General features: G+C 41.0%; 10 protein-coding genes. 5 read left to right on the top strand and 5 right to left on the bottom strand.

What is annotated here, in order from left to right; translation table 11 throughout:
- Nucleotides 1-113 precede the first annotated feature (113 nt).
- From sbcD to ACHSBP_RS08040, 4 genes are all read left to right on the top strand, one after another.
- Entirely contained in the window at nt 114-1,325 is a 1,212-nt protein-coding gene (gene sbcD / locus ACHSBP_RS08055; protein WP_010561213.1) for an exonuclease subunit SbcD, read from the top strand.
- Nucleotides 1,322-4,993 (top strand): AAA family ATPase, encoded by a 3,672-nt coding sequence (locus ACHSBP_RS08050; RefSeq protein ID WP_395388501.1) that lies wholly within the window; start codon nt 1,322-1,324, stop codon nt 4,991-4,993. Before sbcD ends, ACHSBP_RS08050 begins: the two co-directional genes overlap by 4 nt.
- 11 nt (nt 4,994-5,004) lie before the next feature.
- A complete protein-coding gene (locus ACHSBP_RS08045; protein ID WP_395388500.1) occupies nt 5,005-5,460 on the top strand; it encodes an RNA-binding S4 domain-containing protein in 456 nt (151 codons plus the stop codon).
- Nucleotides 5,461-5,989: 529 nt separating this feature from the next.
- Nucleotides 5,990-6,883: a hypothetical protein gene (locus tag ACHSBP_RS08040; RefSeq protein WP_395388499.1), complete on the top strand. Its 894-nt coding sequence runs from the start codon at nt 5,990-5,992 to the stop codon at nt 6,881-6,883.
- A gap of 494 nt (nt 6,884-7,377) precedes the next feature.
- Here the strand turns inward: ACHSBP_RS08040 and ACHSBP_RS08035 are convergent, their stop codons facing one another.
- The 5 genes from ACHSBP_RS08035 to ACHSBP_RS08015 all read right to left on the bottom strand — a co-directional run bounded on the left by ACHSBP_RS08035 (nt 7,378) and on the right by ACHSBP_RS08015 (nt 11,784).
- Complete coding sequence (locus tag ACHSBP_RS08035; RefSeq protein WP_395388497.1) at nt 7,378-8,169, bottom strand: CLCA_X family protein; 792 nt, start codon at nt 8,167-8,169, stop codon at nt 7,378-7,380.
- A gap of 113 nt (nt 8,170-8,282) precedes the next feature.
- A complete protein-coding gene (locus tag ACHSBP_RS08030; RefSeq protein ID WP_395388495.1) occupies nt 8,283-9,518 on the bottom strand; it encodes a cysteine desulfurase-like protein in 1,236 nt (411 codons plus the stop codon).
- 9 nt (nt 9,519-9,527) lie between these two features.
- Nucleotides 9,528-10,160: a 2OG-Fe dioxygenase family protein gene (locus tag ACHSBP_RS08025; RefSeq protein ID WP_010561220.1), complete on the bottom strand. Its 633-nt coding sequence runs from the start codon at nt 10,158-10,160 to the stop codon at nt 9,528-9,530.
- Nucleotides 10,161-10,310: 150 nt separating this feature from the next.
- Complete coding sequence (locus ACHSBP_RS08020; protein WP_010561221.1) at nt 10,311-10,682, bottom strand: hypothetical protein; 372 nt, start codon at nt 10,680-10,682, stop codon at nt 10,311-10,313.
- Nucleotides 10,669-11,784, bottom strand: a complete 1,116-nt coding sequence (locus ACHSBP_RS08015; RefSeq protein ID WP_051320889.1) for a CNNM domain-containing protein — start codon at nt 11,782-11,784, stop codon at nt 10,669-10,671. Before ACHSBP_RS08015 ends, ACHSBP_RS08020 begins: the two co-directional genes overlap by 14 nt.
- A gap of 258 nt (nt 11,785-12,042) precedes the next feature.
- Here ACHSBP_RS08015 and ACHSBP_RS08010 point away from each other — a divergent pair, with 258 nt between their 5' ends.
- Nucleotides 12,043-14,508: an alpha/beta hydrolase family protein gene (locus ACHSBP_RS08010; protein WP_395388493.1), complete on the top strand. Its 2,466-nt coding sequence runs from the start codon at nt 12,043-12,045 to the stop codon at nt 14,506-14,508.
- Nucleotides 14,509-14,542: the final 34 nt, after the last annotated feature.

Here is a 14,542-nt window from a genome sequence, read left to right as displayed (position 1 = left end):
CATGTTATGTGCTAAAAGCAGCAGTTAAAAAATTATGCTTTATGCAGCTTGTTGCCCTTTATGGGTTTTATTAAAAAGTGATAAAGTGAGTTTTTTTGCTATCAAGAACTCTTATGCGCATTATTCACACATCTGACTGGCATCTTGGCCAGAGCTTTTTTAATCAGTCTCGGCAAAAAGAGCACCATTTATTAATCAAATGGCTAGCTGAGCAAGTTAAAGCGCAGCAAGTAGATGCGGTGATTATCGCAGGAGATATTTTTGATACTGGCACGCCACCAAGTTATGCGCGCAGCCTCTACAGTGAACTTATTTTGGCGATGCAAGCGGCAGATTGCCAGCTGATTGTAACCGCAGGCAATCACGATTCGGTAGCTACCCTTAACGAGATTAAAAGCTTAGTAAAAGCGCTTAACTGCCATGTGGTATCGCAAGCCAGTGAAAATGTAGCAGAGCAAATCGTCGCTATCACTAAAGCGGAAAAAACCTTAGGTTATGTCTGTGCCATTCCATTTTTACGCAGTAAAGACATTATCACCAGCCACGCCGACGAAAGCATAAAAGAAAAACAAGACAACCTTGCCAAAGGCATTTACGAACACTTTGAAAATACCTTTAAGGCCGCGCAAACATTAAAAGCAGATCAAGATATACCGATAATTATGACGGGCCATTTAACTGCGGTAGGCGCATCTAGCTCAGAGTCAGTGCGCGATATTTATATCGGCCATCTGTCAGGTATAAACGCACATCAACTGCCAAACGCTGATTACATCGCCCTTGGTCATATTCACGGCGCTCAAAAGGTCGGTAAAGAAGGTAATGTGTTTTATAGCGGCTCGCCAATCGCCCTTAGTTTTGATGAATTAAAACACGCAAAATCGGTCAACTTGGTTGAATTTGAAGGGCAAAATGTGTCGCAAATAAACAAACTTGAAATCCCGCGCTTTCAAGCAATGCAAGCCATAAAAGGCAACCTCGCCGAAATTAAAAACGCATTAACCGTATTTGCAGAGCAAACTGAAACAACCTGGCTGAGCATTGAAGTTACCACCGACGACTATATTAGCGACCTGCAAAATACCGTGTTAGATCTCACCAAAGACCTGCCCGTGGAAGTATTACAACTAAAACGTGCGCGCAAACATGTAGCTAAACTTAGCCAACAAAAGCAAGAAAACCTGTCTGAAATAACCCCTTTAGAGGTTTTTGAGAAACGTATTTCACTTGAAGAGTTTACAACAGAGGACGATCTAGCCCGTAAAGAGCGCCTAACCCAGCACTTTATTTCACTGCTGAATACGGCAAAAGGAGCGCAGTCATGAAAATATTGTCACTGCGTTTTGCCAATTTAAACTCACTAAAAGGTGAGTGGAAAATCGATTTTAACAAAGCGCCATTTGCCGAAAGCGGCATTTTTGCTATCACCGGGCCAACTGGCGCCGGTAAAACCACTATTTTAGATGCCATTTGCTTAGCACTTTACAACAGCACGCCAAGGCTTGGTGCAATCAGCGCAAGTAATAATGAAATAATGACCCGAGGCACCAGTTACTGTTTAGCTGAGGTTGAATTTGCCGTAAACCAAGGTGTGTATCGTGCTTTTTGGTCAATGCGCCGCGCCCGAAATAAGCCAGACGGCAACTTACAACCAGCGGAAGTAGAGCTAGTTGAAGTGGCGAGCAATAAACCTATTGCCGCACAAATTAAAAAGAAAGATCAGCTAATCGAGTCACTCACTGGCCTTAACTTTGCCCGCTTCACAAAATCCATGATGTTGTCACAGGGGCAGTTCGCCGCATTTTTACAAGCCAAAGAAGCCGACCGCGCCGAATTATTAGAAGAACTCACAGGCACCGAAATTTATGGCCAAATTTCGCAATTAGTACACCAACGCTTTGGTGAAGCACGCGATGCACTTAATGTAATAAGTGCTAAAACAGAATCGCTCGAACTGTTACCAGAAGAGCGTATAAATGAAATAAACCAGCAATTTAGTGAGCTACAAACACAGCAAGCTAATTTAAAAAGCGAGCTTACCAGCCTGCAAGCAAAACGCGATTGGCATAACCAGCTTATACAAAACCAACAGCGTTTAGAAAAACTGCAACAGCAAAAAGCGCAACTTGAAAATGAACTTGCTGAAAAACAGCCAGAGCTAACGCGCCTTGAAACTGCCTTGCCCGCACAAAAACTCGCGGTTGATTTAGATAAACTCGCATCGTTAAACACTGCCAAGCAAAGCCAAATTGCCAGTATTGAAAGTTATCAACAACAAGCAAACTTGCGCGCAAACGAGCAAGCAAAGGTAGTTGAGTTAAATTATTCCCTAGCCACTAAACTCGATACTACCAAGCAAGCGCAAAAAGAGTTATTTGAGCTTATTGATAATAAGGTAACCCCACTCGATAACCAACTTGCGCATAGCAAAAGCAAATTAAGCGAGTTAAATCAGCAGCTAGAAAGCTTGTATATACAAAAAAAAGAACTAACTGAAGCGCTGCAACAAAGTGAAAGTAACATTCAGTGCCTTGAAACTGAAAAGCAGCAACTTGCCGCAAGTTTTGATCAAACCATAAATATAGAGCAATTTGAACACCAGCTTTCAGAGTGGCTTGATGAGCACGCTAAGCTGCAACTAAACGCACAGTCTTTGCAGCAGCAACAAAACCAACTAACCGAGTTAGCCGAAAGCAAAACCGCTCTAAACCAAGCAATTGGCGAGCAACAAACAGGCATCGCAAAAGAGCAAACAAAACGTGAACAGCGTCAGCTTCAAGTTACTCAGTTACAAACACAGTTAAGTGAATTTGGTGACAACAGTGATATTGATGTGTGTGAAAACATAATAAACTCACTTAAACAGACGTTAGATAAAGCCAAAACTGCAAAACAACAGCAAATTCAGTGGCAACAAATAACAAACGAAATCTTTGCGGATAAAACGCAAATTAAAACATTACAGAGTGCCCAGCCTGAGCTAGAAGAGCAGCTTGCTTCACAAAATGCGCTGCTGAAAGCTCAACAACAAAGTTTAGATACCTCACTGCGCTTACAAAATGCCGAAGCCCAATTAGCACAACTGCGACAAGATTTAGAAGAAGATACCCCCTGCCCGCTTTGCGGTAGTGCTCAGCATGACTTAAGTCATTTTGAGGCTGGTAACTCGTCAGGTGATGAAAACACACAGATCGCAACGCTTAAACAAGAGATAAGTGACTTACAACAAAACGTGATTGAGCTTTCCGCAGCACTTAGCAGTAATGCCCAACAAATTGATGCATTAAATACCGCAATCACGAATAAAACCCAGCAACTAGATTCAATCGCCACAACTTGGTCGATTGAACAGATTGCGATTAGCGATGAAACCGCTTTGCTGACGTTTATTGAGAAAACAGAGCAACACCTTGCAACTGCGTTACAAAACCATGAACAAGTTAAAGCAATAAATACTCAGTTAACCGAGGCGCAACAAGCAGAACGCGAGATAAGCCATCAAATACAATTACTGAGTGAAAAACTTAATAGCACTACTGAGCAATTACAAAACCTAACCGCCAAAGAGCAAAAGCTATTAACAACCTTTGATGAGCAGCAAAAAGCTTACACCTCAGCGCTTACAGAGCTTGTATACACAATCAATAAGTGTGGATATTCCTGCCAAGAAGACGATTTAGCCAACTGGTTTAACGAACAGAAACAGCAATTAAATACACTTAAAACACAGCATAAAAAATACCAACATCTACAACAGCAGCTCGCTCTAGCACAGCAGGCACGCAACCATTTAACACAGCAGCAAATGGATATTGCAAAGCAACAAAGTGAATTAAAAAATCAGCACGAAACCACACAGCAGAAAATTGCCGAGCAAGCACACACACGCCACGAGCTGTTTGGCGATAAATCGACCATAACTGAAAAGCAACAATCACAAGCACACTTAGAGGCGCTTCACACTGAAGTAAAAGCCGCTGAAACACACGCCCAACAAATTAATTCTGCGCTCACCAAGCTCAACGGTCAGCTAAGCGAAAAACAAGATCAACTTAATGATACCAATGTGCAATTAAGTGAACTGAAAACCAAGCTCACTAAATTACTGGAGCAAACCCCTTATGCGACCATTGAGGCGGCGCAACAAGCACGCTTACCAGTTGATGAGTTTGATAAACTAGCCGAGCTTAAACGCCAATTAGATGCTGCACTTACACTTAATAGCGAGCAAATAAATACTGTTGAAAATGAGTTAAAAACTCAACAAGCACACGAATTTAATACGCTAAACCTAAATAGCCAGCAACTACAAAGTGCCTTTGACGAACTAAATGAAACACTTGGTCAAACCAACCAACAACTGGGGTTACTGAGCAACCAAATTAATGAAAATACAGCGCGACAAGACAAACTTAAAGATTTAAAACACGAGCTCGATTTACTAAACCGCGAATATCAAGATTGGCATTATTTACACGGTTTAATTGGCTCGCAAAAAGGCGATAAGTTTAGAAAATTTGCCCAAGGGCTAACGCTTGATAATTTGATTTACCTTGCCAATCGACAACTTGAAAAGCTCACTGGCCGCTACCTATTAAAACGCAAAGAAGATCAGTCGTTAGAAATGCAAATTATCGACCTTTGGCAAGGCGAGCAAGTGCGCGATACCAACACCCTATCTGGCGGTGAAAGCTTTTTAGTGAGCCTAGCTTTGGCGCTCGCGCTTTCAGATTTGGTTAGTCATAAAGTGAGTATTGACTCACTGTTTCTAGATGAAGGTTTTGGCACACTTGATAAAGAAACCCTCGATATCGCCCTTGATGCGCTCGATAACCTAAATGCCAGCGGCAAAACCATTGGCGTAATAAGCCATATCGATGCGATGAAAGAGCGCATACCAGTGCAAATTAAAGTGCGTAAAAAGTCAGGTTTAGGCATCAGCGAACTCGACCGCACCTATAAGTTTGATACAATAGCCAGCGAAACCAGTTAAGAGATTTATCCATGTCACAAGCTTTTGTTGTTGAACTTGAAGAGCAACCGATTGAATTATGTAACTTATTAAAGCTACTCGACCTTGTTGAGTCTGGCGGCCAAGCAAAAATGCTAATTGCCGACGGTTATGTTGCTCTTAATGGTGAAATTTGCCTCCAAAAGCGCAAAAAAGTATACGCAGGTGACACGGTGGAATTCGACGGCCAACTGTTCCAAGTTGCCGAATTTTCAGGCGAAAGCGCTGAGAGTGACTACCAAGAAAGCGAGTCATTTGAAAACGACGTTCAAGATGATGACGCAGTTGAATATCAGCCAGTACCAGAGGTGATTGAAGAACCAAAAGTAGCAACACCTGCGAACAATCAGCCACCATCAAAAACGAAAAAAACAGATAAAAAACCAGCCGCTAAAAGCGCAAAAGCCAAAGATAAGAAGACTGGTAGAAAACCGATATCGTTTGGATAAAGGGTTGGAGTTCGCTTTTAGATAGCCACCTTGCCGCTCTGGTGACATTACTTTAGAGCGGCATTTAAAAACCCACACTTGCCTCCCTGCATTTATCTTGCGTCATCCATGACGCACTCGTTCATTCTTTTTAAACGGCCAAAAAGAACGAACCAAGAAAAAGCCGCCCCAAAATCAAACTAATCTTCAAAAGACATTTAAATGTGAACATAAACGCCATGAAGCAACATCCCTGTTGTACATGGCTTGCTTGACCGCTTCGCTCCCTGTCTCGCATTATTCATTTAAATCCCTTTTTCAGGTTTGATTAAAGGGGGGAATAGAGTTAAACGCTACTCTAAAGTTACCTGTTTTCAGATAGCTGTAGAATACAGTTCAAAATCAATCTATTTATTATTCTTACCATCTGATTTAATATGATTTTTTACGTTTCAACGACAAATTAGATTTATTCAGACCACAACCTTACAAGGTACGCGTTCTTGTATGGTCGTCCTATAAAATTGTTAAGCTACTTACAGGAACATCAATGATTAACGTAGAGTTTTATTGTGATGAAGCTGGTCGACTTGGTTATGTTGATCAACCGGAGAATTATAACGGTGAGTTTACCCTTGTCGCAGGGCTTGTTGTTGAAACTCATAACAAATTAAAAATTATTGAGTTTTGTGACTATTTAGCTAATTGCTTTGGGGCATCTAAAGCGAACGGGAAGTTTCACATAACTGACTTGGAAAGTAATCAAGAGCCTTTACGAAACGAAGTTTTCCATTTTCTTAAATCCGAAAATATCCCGTTAGCGTACGGAGCCAATTATTTTCAACCTCTTCACCTTGAGTACATAAAACAGAAACAAATAAATGCCAATGCGGTTGTTGAGATGAAAGCTAAAGGCATAGGGTTGTCGAAAAACATAAGTGTGTTTAAGAAAAATGCTCAAGCTGAAGCGTTCTACAACTTTTACAGTAAAGCAATGGGGTGTTCATTGTATGCTTTCAACAAACCAGTTTTAGGGTTGGTGAAAACAGACAGAATCGACAGTAAGGTTTACGAAGAGTATTCAGCGTCAATTGCTCGCTACCATTCACTTAATTCTTTACGTCCCTTACAGGGGCGACACTATGATTATCAAACAGGAGAAGTTCACAACTTCGGTGTGTCGGTGAATGTTCAAACTGAAGACCCAAGGTTCAAGTTGCTGACAGAGAGTCGTGGAGAAATTGAAATAATAGGCTCCAATGTATCAATACTATCAGACATTGTTGCTAACAGCCTAAACCATCATTTACTTAGTTATGTCTCGAATTCAGGGTTTGGGCCATTAAATAGTATTGATGCTATTGACGGCTATCCTTTAGCTGAACAAATACTAACCGTGGGCCAAAAGAGTATGGATTTAAGTTATCCGTACCCAGTAGCTTAACAAAGCGTTTAAGACGGATTCACAACGCTTGGCAGTTTTAGTTTGAATCAGCTTTAGTACTTACGGCACAAAGGGTTAGGTTGGGTGGTCGGGATCAATAGAGTCAGTGACGTTGAAATAGCGCAAAGACTTCTTTTATTTAAATGTATTGTTTAGCTATACACCCTTCTCCCCTTAAATCAAACCCGAAAAGATTAAATTGAAGAGCAATTGCCAGTATGGATGCTGGCAAAAGTATGCTTGAGCCATGGATGGCGATTGCATACTGTTTGCGTTCATTTCAATTTATTCTTTAAGGAATCAGTTTGATTTCGGGGGCACGTTTTTTGGTTCGTTTTTGTCGTGTAACAAAAATGAACGAGTGCGCCATGGATGGCGCAAGATAAATGCAGGGAGGCAAAGCTAAACCAACACAAAGGCTGCCGTCGCCAGCGCGACAAACATAGCCTCGGTTGACGAGCAAGGTTCGAGTAAACTCAACAAAGACTAATAATCTACTTACTCAATGCCATTCCAAGCGGTTTAAAATACGCTAACAACGCCTCATAAATTCTTTGCCGATGGGTTAAGTCTGGAAATACCGGCATAACATCAGGGTTGGTTGTGCCCGCAACTAAATAGCTGTTTTCAATATCAGGGCAAGTCTCTACTGCTGCTTCAAAAGCCCGCGCCATCATTTCGGTGGGTAAAGAAAAGTAGTTTCTTGATAAGGCTAAATCAGCTTTTACACTGCGGGCGACAAAGTCGTTTTTATCTTGGCCATCGTCGCTTAACAGCATGGCGCTAAAAATATTTATTAGGCGATCATTTAACGGGTGAGCAACTTGTGTTTTGTTTTTCAGCCAGCAGTCACTGGCGAATAAAATGCGGTTTGGCAAAATTTCCGCATCATTAATATCAAAAGCTTTATCGGCGATGTAATGATCAAAGGCATGCCAAAACTCATGGGCAAGTGCCCCTGCTCCCGCGTTTTTAGCCAATGCCAGTTCGCGATAATGAGGCGCATAATGTGCTTGCACGCCCTTTCGCCCGCCACTACCAAAGGCAAGGTTTAAGTTGCCACGCAGCCCCATTGCTTGCGGCGGCAATGCCAATATGTAAGCTAAATCAGCCAGCGCATCGAATACTAAATTAGCGGCAAGGTCTCTTTCTTCGCGCGTTACCCAGCTACCCACACGAATATTCCCCATGCCAAAAGTGTGTTTTATATCTAAAAACGACACTTGTTCGCCATGACGATAATCTGGCCCTTTGCGGGTTTTGTATTTAAAGCTGGTTAACTTCAAGTTGGCTCTAATCTATTTAATCCGAATTCGGATTATTTACTTTGCTGCTGACATTATCCAATAAAAAAGGGTAACTGAGTTACCCTTTTTCACTTTTATATATTGTTACGAGGTTATGCAAGTAGCGGCTCTAATACATCAAAAAAGCGCTCTAGCTCTTCGATTGTGTTGTAGTGCATGCAACCAATGCGAATAACACCGCCGTTGTCTAACACGTTAAGTTGTTGGCATAAGCCTTTGGCGTAGAAGTTACCGTCCCACACACAAATATGCTCTTTACCTAAGTGCTCAGACACTTGGCGTGGCGTTACACCCGCAATAGTAATCGCGAACGTAGGTGTACGCTCGGCTAAACGCGACAGATCAGAAATACCGTATAAGGTTACTGATTTATACTTTGCGATACGCTCAAGGAAGTACTTAGAAAGCGCATCTTCATGTTGTTTAGCATTGGCAAAAGCCACCTCTAAACGCGTGCGCAGTGGCTCGCTTTCATCGAGCTCGCTTAAACTTGCTATGTATTCAACAGCTTGAATAAAACCTGCCATAGCTTCAAAGCTTTGCGTGCCCGTTTCCCAACGACCTGGAATTAGATCAGTTGCTGGCTCCACTTTATATGGCGTAAAACCTTCTAAGTGTTCACGTTTACCGTAAACCATACCTAAATGCGGGCCAAAGAATTTATACGCAGAGCACGCTAAAAAGTCACAATCAAGTGCTTGTACATCCACCAGCATGTGCGGTGCATAATGCACAGCATCAACATACACTAGCGCACCTACTTGGTGTGCCATATCAACAATCGCTTTAATATCGTTGATAGTACCTGTGGTGTTTGACGCGTAAGTTACAGCAACAAGCTTAGTCTTTTCATTGAGTAATGATTTTAACTGCACTAAATCAAGGCTACAGTCTCTAGTATCCACTTCTAATGCGTGAACTTTTACGCCTTTATCGTCTGCCGCTTGCTGCCAGCTAGATACATTTGAGAAGTGATCTGCATTAGTTACGATAATTTCGTCGCCCGCTTGCCAATCACGGCTAATTGCACGGCTAAAGCTAAAGGTAAGGCTGGTCATATTCGGGCCAAACACAATTTGCTCTTTGCTTGGTGCATTTAACAATGTTGCTGCACTTTCGCGTGCTTTATTTACTAGGTCAACCGTTTGGTGGCTTGAGAAAAATGCGCCACCTAAGTTTGAATTATAACGACCTAAATAAGCTGACATGGCAGTTAAAACACTTTGCGGTACTTGTGAGCCACCAGGGCCATCTAAAAATACCGGTGATTTACCAGCTACTTCCTGCATTAACGCTGGAAACTGCTTACGGATTTTAGTTAATTGCATTATCCGTTCCTACGCTGTTAATACAAAGCAGTCTAGGTAACCTACTTTATCGTTGTCGATTTTGTTCATTGGTGTCGCGTTGTGCCATACCTGACGGTCATTCACCATGGCAAACATGCCATCTTTAATTTCCATTTTGAAACATGGCTCTGCATCGCGTGATTCGTAAACTAGTAGCTCACCACCTTCAATATTGCTGTGTGACACGCCAGCAACACAAACATGGTCAAAACCATCTTGATGAACACCTTCTGGTGCAGGTGGCGTGTCTGCATCAATAGCTAACATGCGGAACTGATGAATTTCGATATCAGTATCGCTAGCAATACCTGACATTTCGATAAATTGGTTAACTAAATGCTGCATACCGTCAGTCGCTAACAGCGACTCTTCAAGGTTTTCGTAAGTACGTTCAATGTTGCCTTGGAATTGGTTAATTGAGTCATCTTGAACAAATGCTTTAGTTGGTTGCAGGCTTAATTTGCCATCAACAAGTTTAATTACAGAGTAACGGCGTAAACGAAATGCACCGTCGGCATATGGGTTTGCCGGTAAGTTATCAAAAGAAGGTTTTAGCTGCTCGATAAATGCTTGCTCAATAAAACGCAATTGCAGCAGATTCTGGTTGTTTACTTTCGTCATAACACGCTCGCAGATGATGAATTATAAATCGCGGAGATCTTAGACGGTTTTAACAGGTTTTTTGTGGTTTATATTTCACAAATGCAGGACTAATTAGATTAAAAAATCCAATTTAAACGCAGAAATTAAATATTACATTCAATTTAAAATTTAATTACTGAAAACACTTATTAAGCGAAGCGTTAAATATAGGGTAACAGCGACCATCAGTATGAAAATTAGAGTAAGAATTCTAATAAAGATCTTAGCTAATTTATGTTTAACACGTGAGAACCATGATGCATCGGCGGGAATATGCCCATCATACAAGCTAAAGCTGGCGATAAAAAAGTAACCGAGCAAACTCCAGCCAAGTAGCAAAATAAAGCTCACTTGGTAGTTGTTCATTTGTGGATTGTCTAGTAGTAGCGAAGCACCTAACAAGGCTCCGCACGTAATGGCAAATAAAACCATAATGCCTCGCCAAGCATTTAAACGCTTAGCGAGGTTCACAAAATGATGTTGTAGCTTAGTTACACTCATCGCTAAGCGACTTTTTGTCAACTACAGGAGATTTGCTCTCTACACCATGTTCATCATTTTTAATCAGGTTTTCATGATTATCAACGCGTTGTTGCCATTTTTCCTTAGCCATGGTCTGCATGTTAAAGGTTTGGTCGCGCTCATCCACAATTTCCATACCCATTAGGCTTTCAATCATGTCTTCTAACGTCACAATACCTTGTACATCACCGTATTCATCTACGATTAGGCTGATATGAATGCGTTTTTCTAATAACGTATGTAGCAAAGTGTGAACGTGCAGGGTTTCAGGCACGGTATAAATTGGCTTAACTAGCTTAGCAATTTTGTAATCTTCACCAAGGCGGTGATATGCCAGCATGATGTCATTTTTGTGCACAAAACCAATGATGTCGTCAGAATCTTGGTCAAACACGAGTACGCGTGAAAATGCTACGCTACCGTGTTGTTTAAGATACTCATCTACTGTTAAGTCTTTGTGTACTTTAAACAATACTGTGCGCGGAGTTAACAAGGTATCCAACTTTAAATGGCGGAATTTTAAAAGGCTGCGAATTAGCTCGCTTTCTTCTTGATGAAGTGCACCTGCTTCGCTACCCATTTCAGCCATCGCTTCAATTTCAGCACGAATATAGTGGCTTTCGCTTTGCTTGCTGCCGAGCATTTTGGTAATGATGTCTGAAAGCCAAATAAACGGCTTTAATAAGCGAACCATTACTACAAGTGACGACGATACAATTGGCGTAAGCTGACGCCAATAGTTTGCACCTAACGTTTTTGGAATAATTTCAGACAGCACTAACACCAGTAGTGTCATTACCGCAGAAGCAATACCAATTGCCGCATCACCAAATACCGCGGCAGCTTGAGCACCTACACCTGCAGCACCGGCTGTGTGCGCAACCGTATTTAAAGTAAGAATCGCCGCTAACGGCTGATCTACTTTTTCTTTTAATGAGTTAATGCGCGCAGCAAGTTTTGGTTTTTGCTTTTTTAAACTGGCGACATAGCTTGGGGTAATACTTAGTAATACCGCTTCCATTATTGAACATACAAACGAAATGCCTATAGCTAACAGCATATAGGTAATTAACAAAGCCACAGTAACCTCTCGAATCATGGCGAATAATAATTTCAGTCACTAGTTTACCCAATTAAACCAGTGCTGCGTACAACAACCGCATTTTAATTGTATTAATTTATAAACAGCGATAAACCATAACAATTAAAGCCCGTTACAAAATCGATTAACAATCGTTTTCGTTGTTCACCATAATTGGGCTGCAACTCAACGAGTTCAAGCATACATTCATACTTTTTTTCGCTATGATTTCGTCACGCATTTTCATAAGGACTCACAATGAAAAAATCATTTTTAGCAGCAATGCTCGGCGCTTATTTTATTTCTCCTGTAGCGCATGCTGAAGCAATTGATGCAAGTAAGATTAACTACTTAGGCCCAATTGCGCCGCAAAACGCACTCAAGCCATTTGAAACAAACCGTAAAAACGCCATTTTAACCAACCTAAAGCAAAGCTTAACAGCCGACCAAAAGTCAGTTTCGTTTTTTGGTAATACACTAAAATGGCAAAACTTAAGCAAGGTAAATGCACTAACTGAACCTGGCTTACAAGCACTTAAGTTCACATTAACAACAACGCGCTTCACACCTGCAACACTTAAGTTAGATGGTGTTAAAGAAGCGAGCTTTTATCTTAATGGCGAGTTGCTCTCTAAAAAAGGCGACGCTTATAAACTACCGCTAACAACAGGACAACACCAAGTAATCATTATTACTGAAAGTGTTGAAGATTGGGGCAAGGTAGCTTTAGATTTAACCAGCGAAATTGAAGAGAGCAAAATCAGTGTTTCTACTGATGCGCCAAACACACTAAGCGCAAAACAATTATTTGATAGCAAAACCGTTAGTAACCTAAGCATTTCACCAAACGGTAAGCACTTAATTTGGCAAACGCGCAGCTATAACGATAAAAATGCAAATAAGGCAATTAGAGAAACTGTTATCAAGTCGGAAAAAGACAACGAGATTGTTTACTCATTACCAGCTAACGCCAGCAATTTTGCTTGGTCAGACGATAATATTCACCTTGTATACACAAGCAGTAAGGTGCTTTATAAACTAAACCTTAAAACGCTAACCACCAGCGCATTAAGTGAAGATCTATCTGGTATCAGCAATGTCGATTTTTATGATAACGACACGCTTATTTTTACTTGGGTTAAACGCCCTGAAAAGTCGACATCGCTTACTAAGTATTATCATGGTTTAGAAGATCGCTGGTCGTATGCACGCAATAAAACCAGTGTTTACTTATACGATGTAAATTCAGGCTTAATGCGCCAAGTTAGCCCAGCTGAATTTAGTGTTAGCTTACAAGATTTTGATAACGAGCGCGGTACGCTGTTATTAAGCCGTTCTATTTCTGATTATGCTGCACCGCCACATATGCTAACAGAACTGCTGGAATACAACTTAAAAGACAATAGCCAAACTACTATTGGCAAGTACCGCACTTTTAATAGTGCGCAGTATTCTAGTGATGGTTTATACATTACCGCTGGCCCTGAATTCCGTGAAAAAGCAGGTAAAACGGTTGCTGACTCTCAGCTTAGTAACAATTACGACACGCAACTGTATTCAGTAAGCTACGATGGTAAAAACATCACCGCGTTATCAAAAACATTTGATCCAAGCATTGGCCAATTTAGCGTATTAAAAAATGACGATGTGATTTTAAATGTCGGTGAAGAAGACAAACGCCAGCTATATGTATTTGATGAAAGTAAAAAGCGTTTTAATAAAGTAAAAACGAATCTTGACGTAATTGAACGCTTTAGTGTGTCTAATGAGAAGTCACCTACCCTTGTTTTCGCTGGAACTGGCGCACAATTGCCACAACAAGTGCAGTTAAAAACTAAACTCTCTAATACTAAGTCAAAAACCTTATTTAATAGCAAAAAAGCATTCTACGCTAATACCCAATTGCCAAGTTTGGAAGAATTTAATTTCACTAACGATCAAGGTACTGAAATTAAAGGGCGCGTTTACCTACCAAGTAACCTTGATAAACAAAAGCAATACCCTGCGTTAGTTTACTACTATGGCGGTACTTCACCTGTAAATCGCGCATTTACCGGCCGCTACCCATTTAATTTATGGGCAGAAAATGGCTATGTGGTTTACGTATTACAACCTACAGGTGCAACTGGCTTTGGCCAAGATTTCTCAGCTAAACACGTAAATGCATGGGGTGAATACACAGCCAATGACATTATTAAAGGCACTCAGGCATTCCTAGATAAATACAGCTTTGTTGATAAAACTAAAGTAGGTAATTTAGGTGCCTCTTACGGTGGCTTTATGACTATGTTGTTGGCAACCAAAACAGATATGTTTAGCGCATCAATTTCCCATGCGGGTATTTCAAATATTACCTCTTACTGGGGCCAAGGTTGGTGGGGTTACTTATATTCGGGTGAAGCCTCTAAAAACAGCTTCCCGTGGAATAACGCTAAGCTTTATTCAGAGCACAGCCCAGTATTTAACGCTGATAAGGTAAAAACACCGTTATTACTTATTCATGGTGATGCTGATACCAATGTACCTGTAGGCGAGAGCCACACTATGTACACTGCCTTAAAGCTACTAGGTCAAGATGTTGAACTAGTTGAATATAAAGGCGCAGACCACCAGATTTTTGCGCGCGATAAACGCTTCCATTGGTGGAATACCATGCTTGCATATTTCGACAAACATCTAAAAGAACAACCACAATGGTGGAACGACTTATATACACAAAAATAAGATTTAAGTATTACTAAATAATAACGGCCCACAA

The sequence above is a fragment of the Pseudoalteromonas sp. XMcav1-K genome (assembly GCF_044005875.1).
GTDB classification, from domain to species: domain Bacteria; phylum Pseudomonadota; class Gammaproteobacteria; order Enterobacterales; family Alteromonadaceae; genus Pseudoalteromonas; species Pseudoalteromonas spongiae.
Note: the sequence above shows the minus strand (reverse complement) of the source record. Positions and strands in the feature narration are given on the sequence as shown.

Coding starts and splice junctions, on each gene's coding strand:
- sbcD (WP_010561213.1), top strand. CDS start 114: ATGCGCATTATTCACACATCTGACTGGCATCTTGGCCAGAGCTTTTTT.
- ACHSBP_RS08050 (WP_395388501.1), top strand. CDS start 1,322: ATGAAAATATTGTCACTGCGTTTTGCCAATTTAAACTCACTAAAAGGT.
- ACHSBP_RS08045 (WP_395388500.1), top strand. CDS start 5,005: ATGTCACAAGCTTTTGTTGTTGAACTTGAAGAGCAACCGATTGAATTA.
- ACHSBP_RS08040 (WP_395388499.1), top strand. CDS start 5,990: ATGATTAACGTAGAGTTTTATTGTGATGAAGCTGGTCGACTTGGTTAT.
- ACHSBP_RS08030 (WP_395388495.1), bottom strand. CDS start 9,518: ATGCAATTAACTAAAATCCGTAAGCAGTTTCCAGCGTTAATGCAGGAA.
- ACHSBP_RS08025 (WP_010561220.1), bottom strand. CDS start 10,160: ATGACGAAAGTAAACAACCAGAATCTGCTGCAATTGCGTTTTATTGAG.
- ACHSBP_RS08020 (WP_010561221.1), bottom strand. CDS start 10,682: ATGAGTGTAACTAAGCTACAACATCATTTTGTGAACCTCGCTAAGCGT.
- ACHSBP_RS08010 (WP_395388493.1), top strand. CDS start 12,043: ATGAAAAAATCATTTTTAGCAGCAATGCTCGGCGCTTATTTTATTTCT.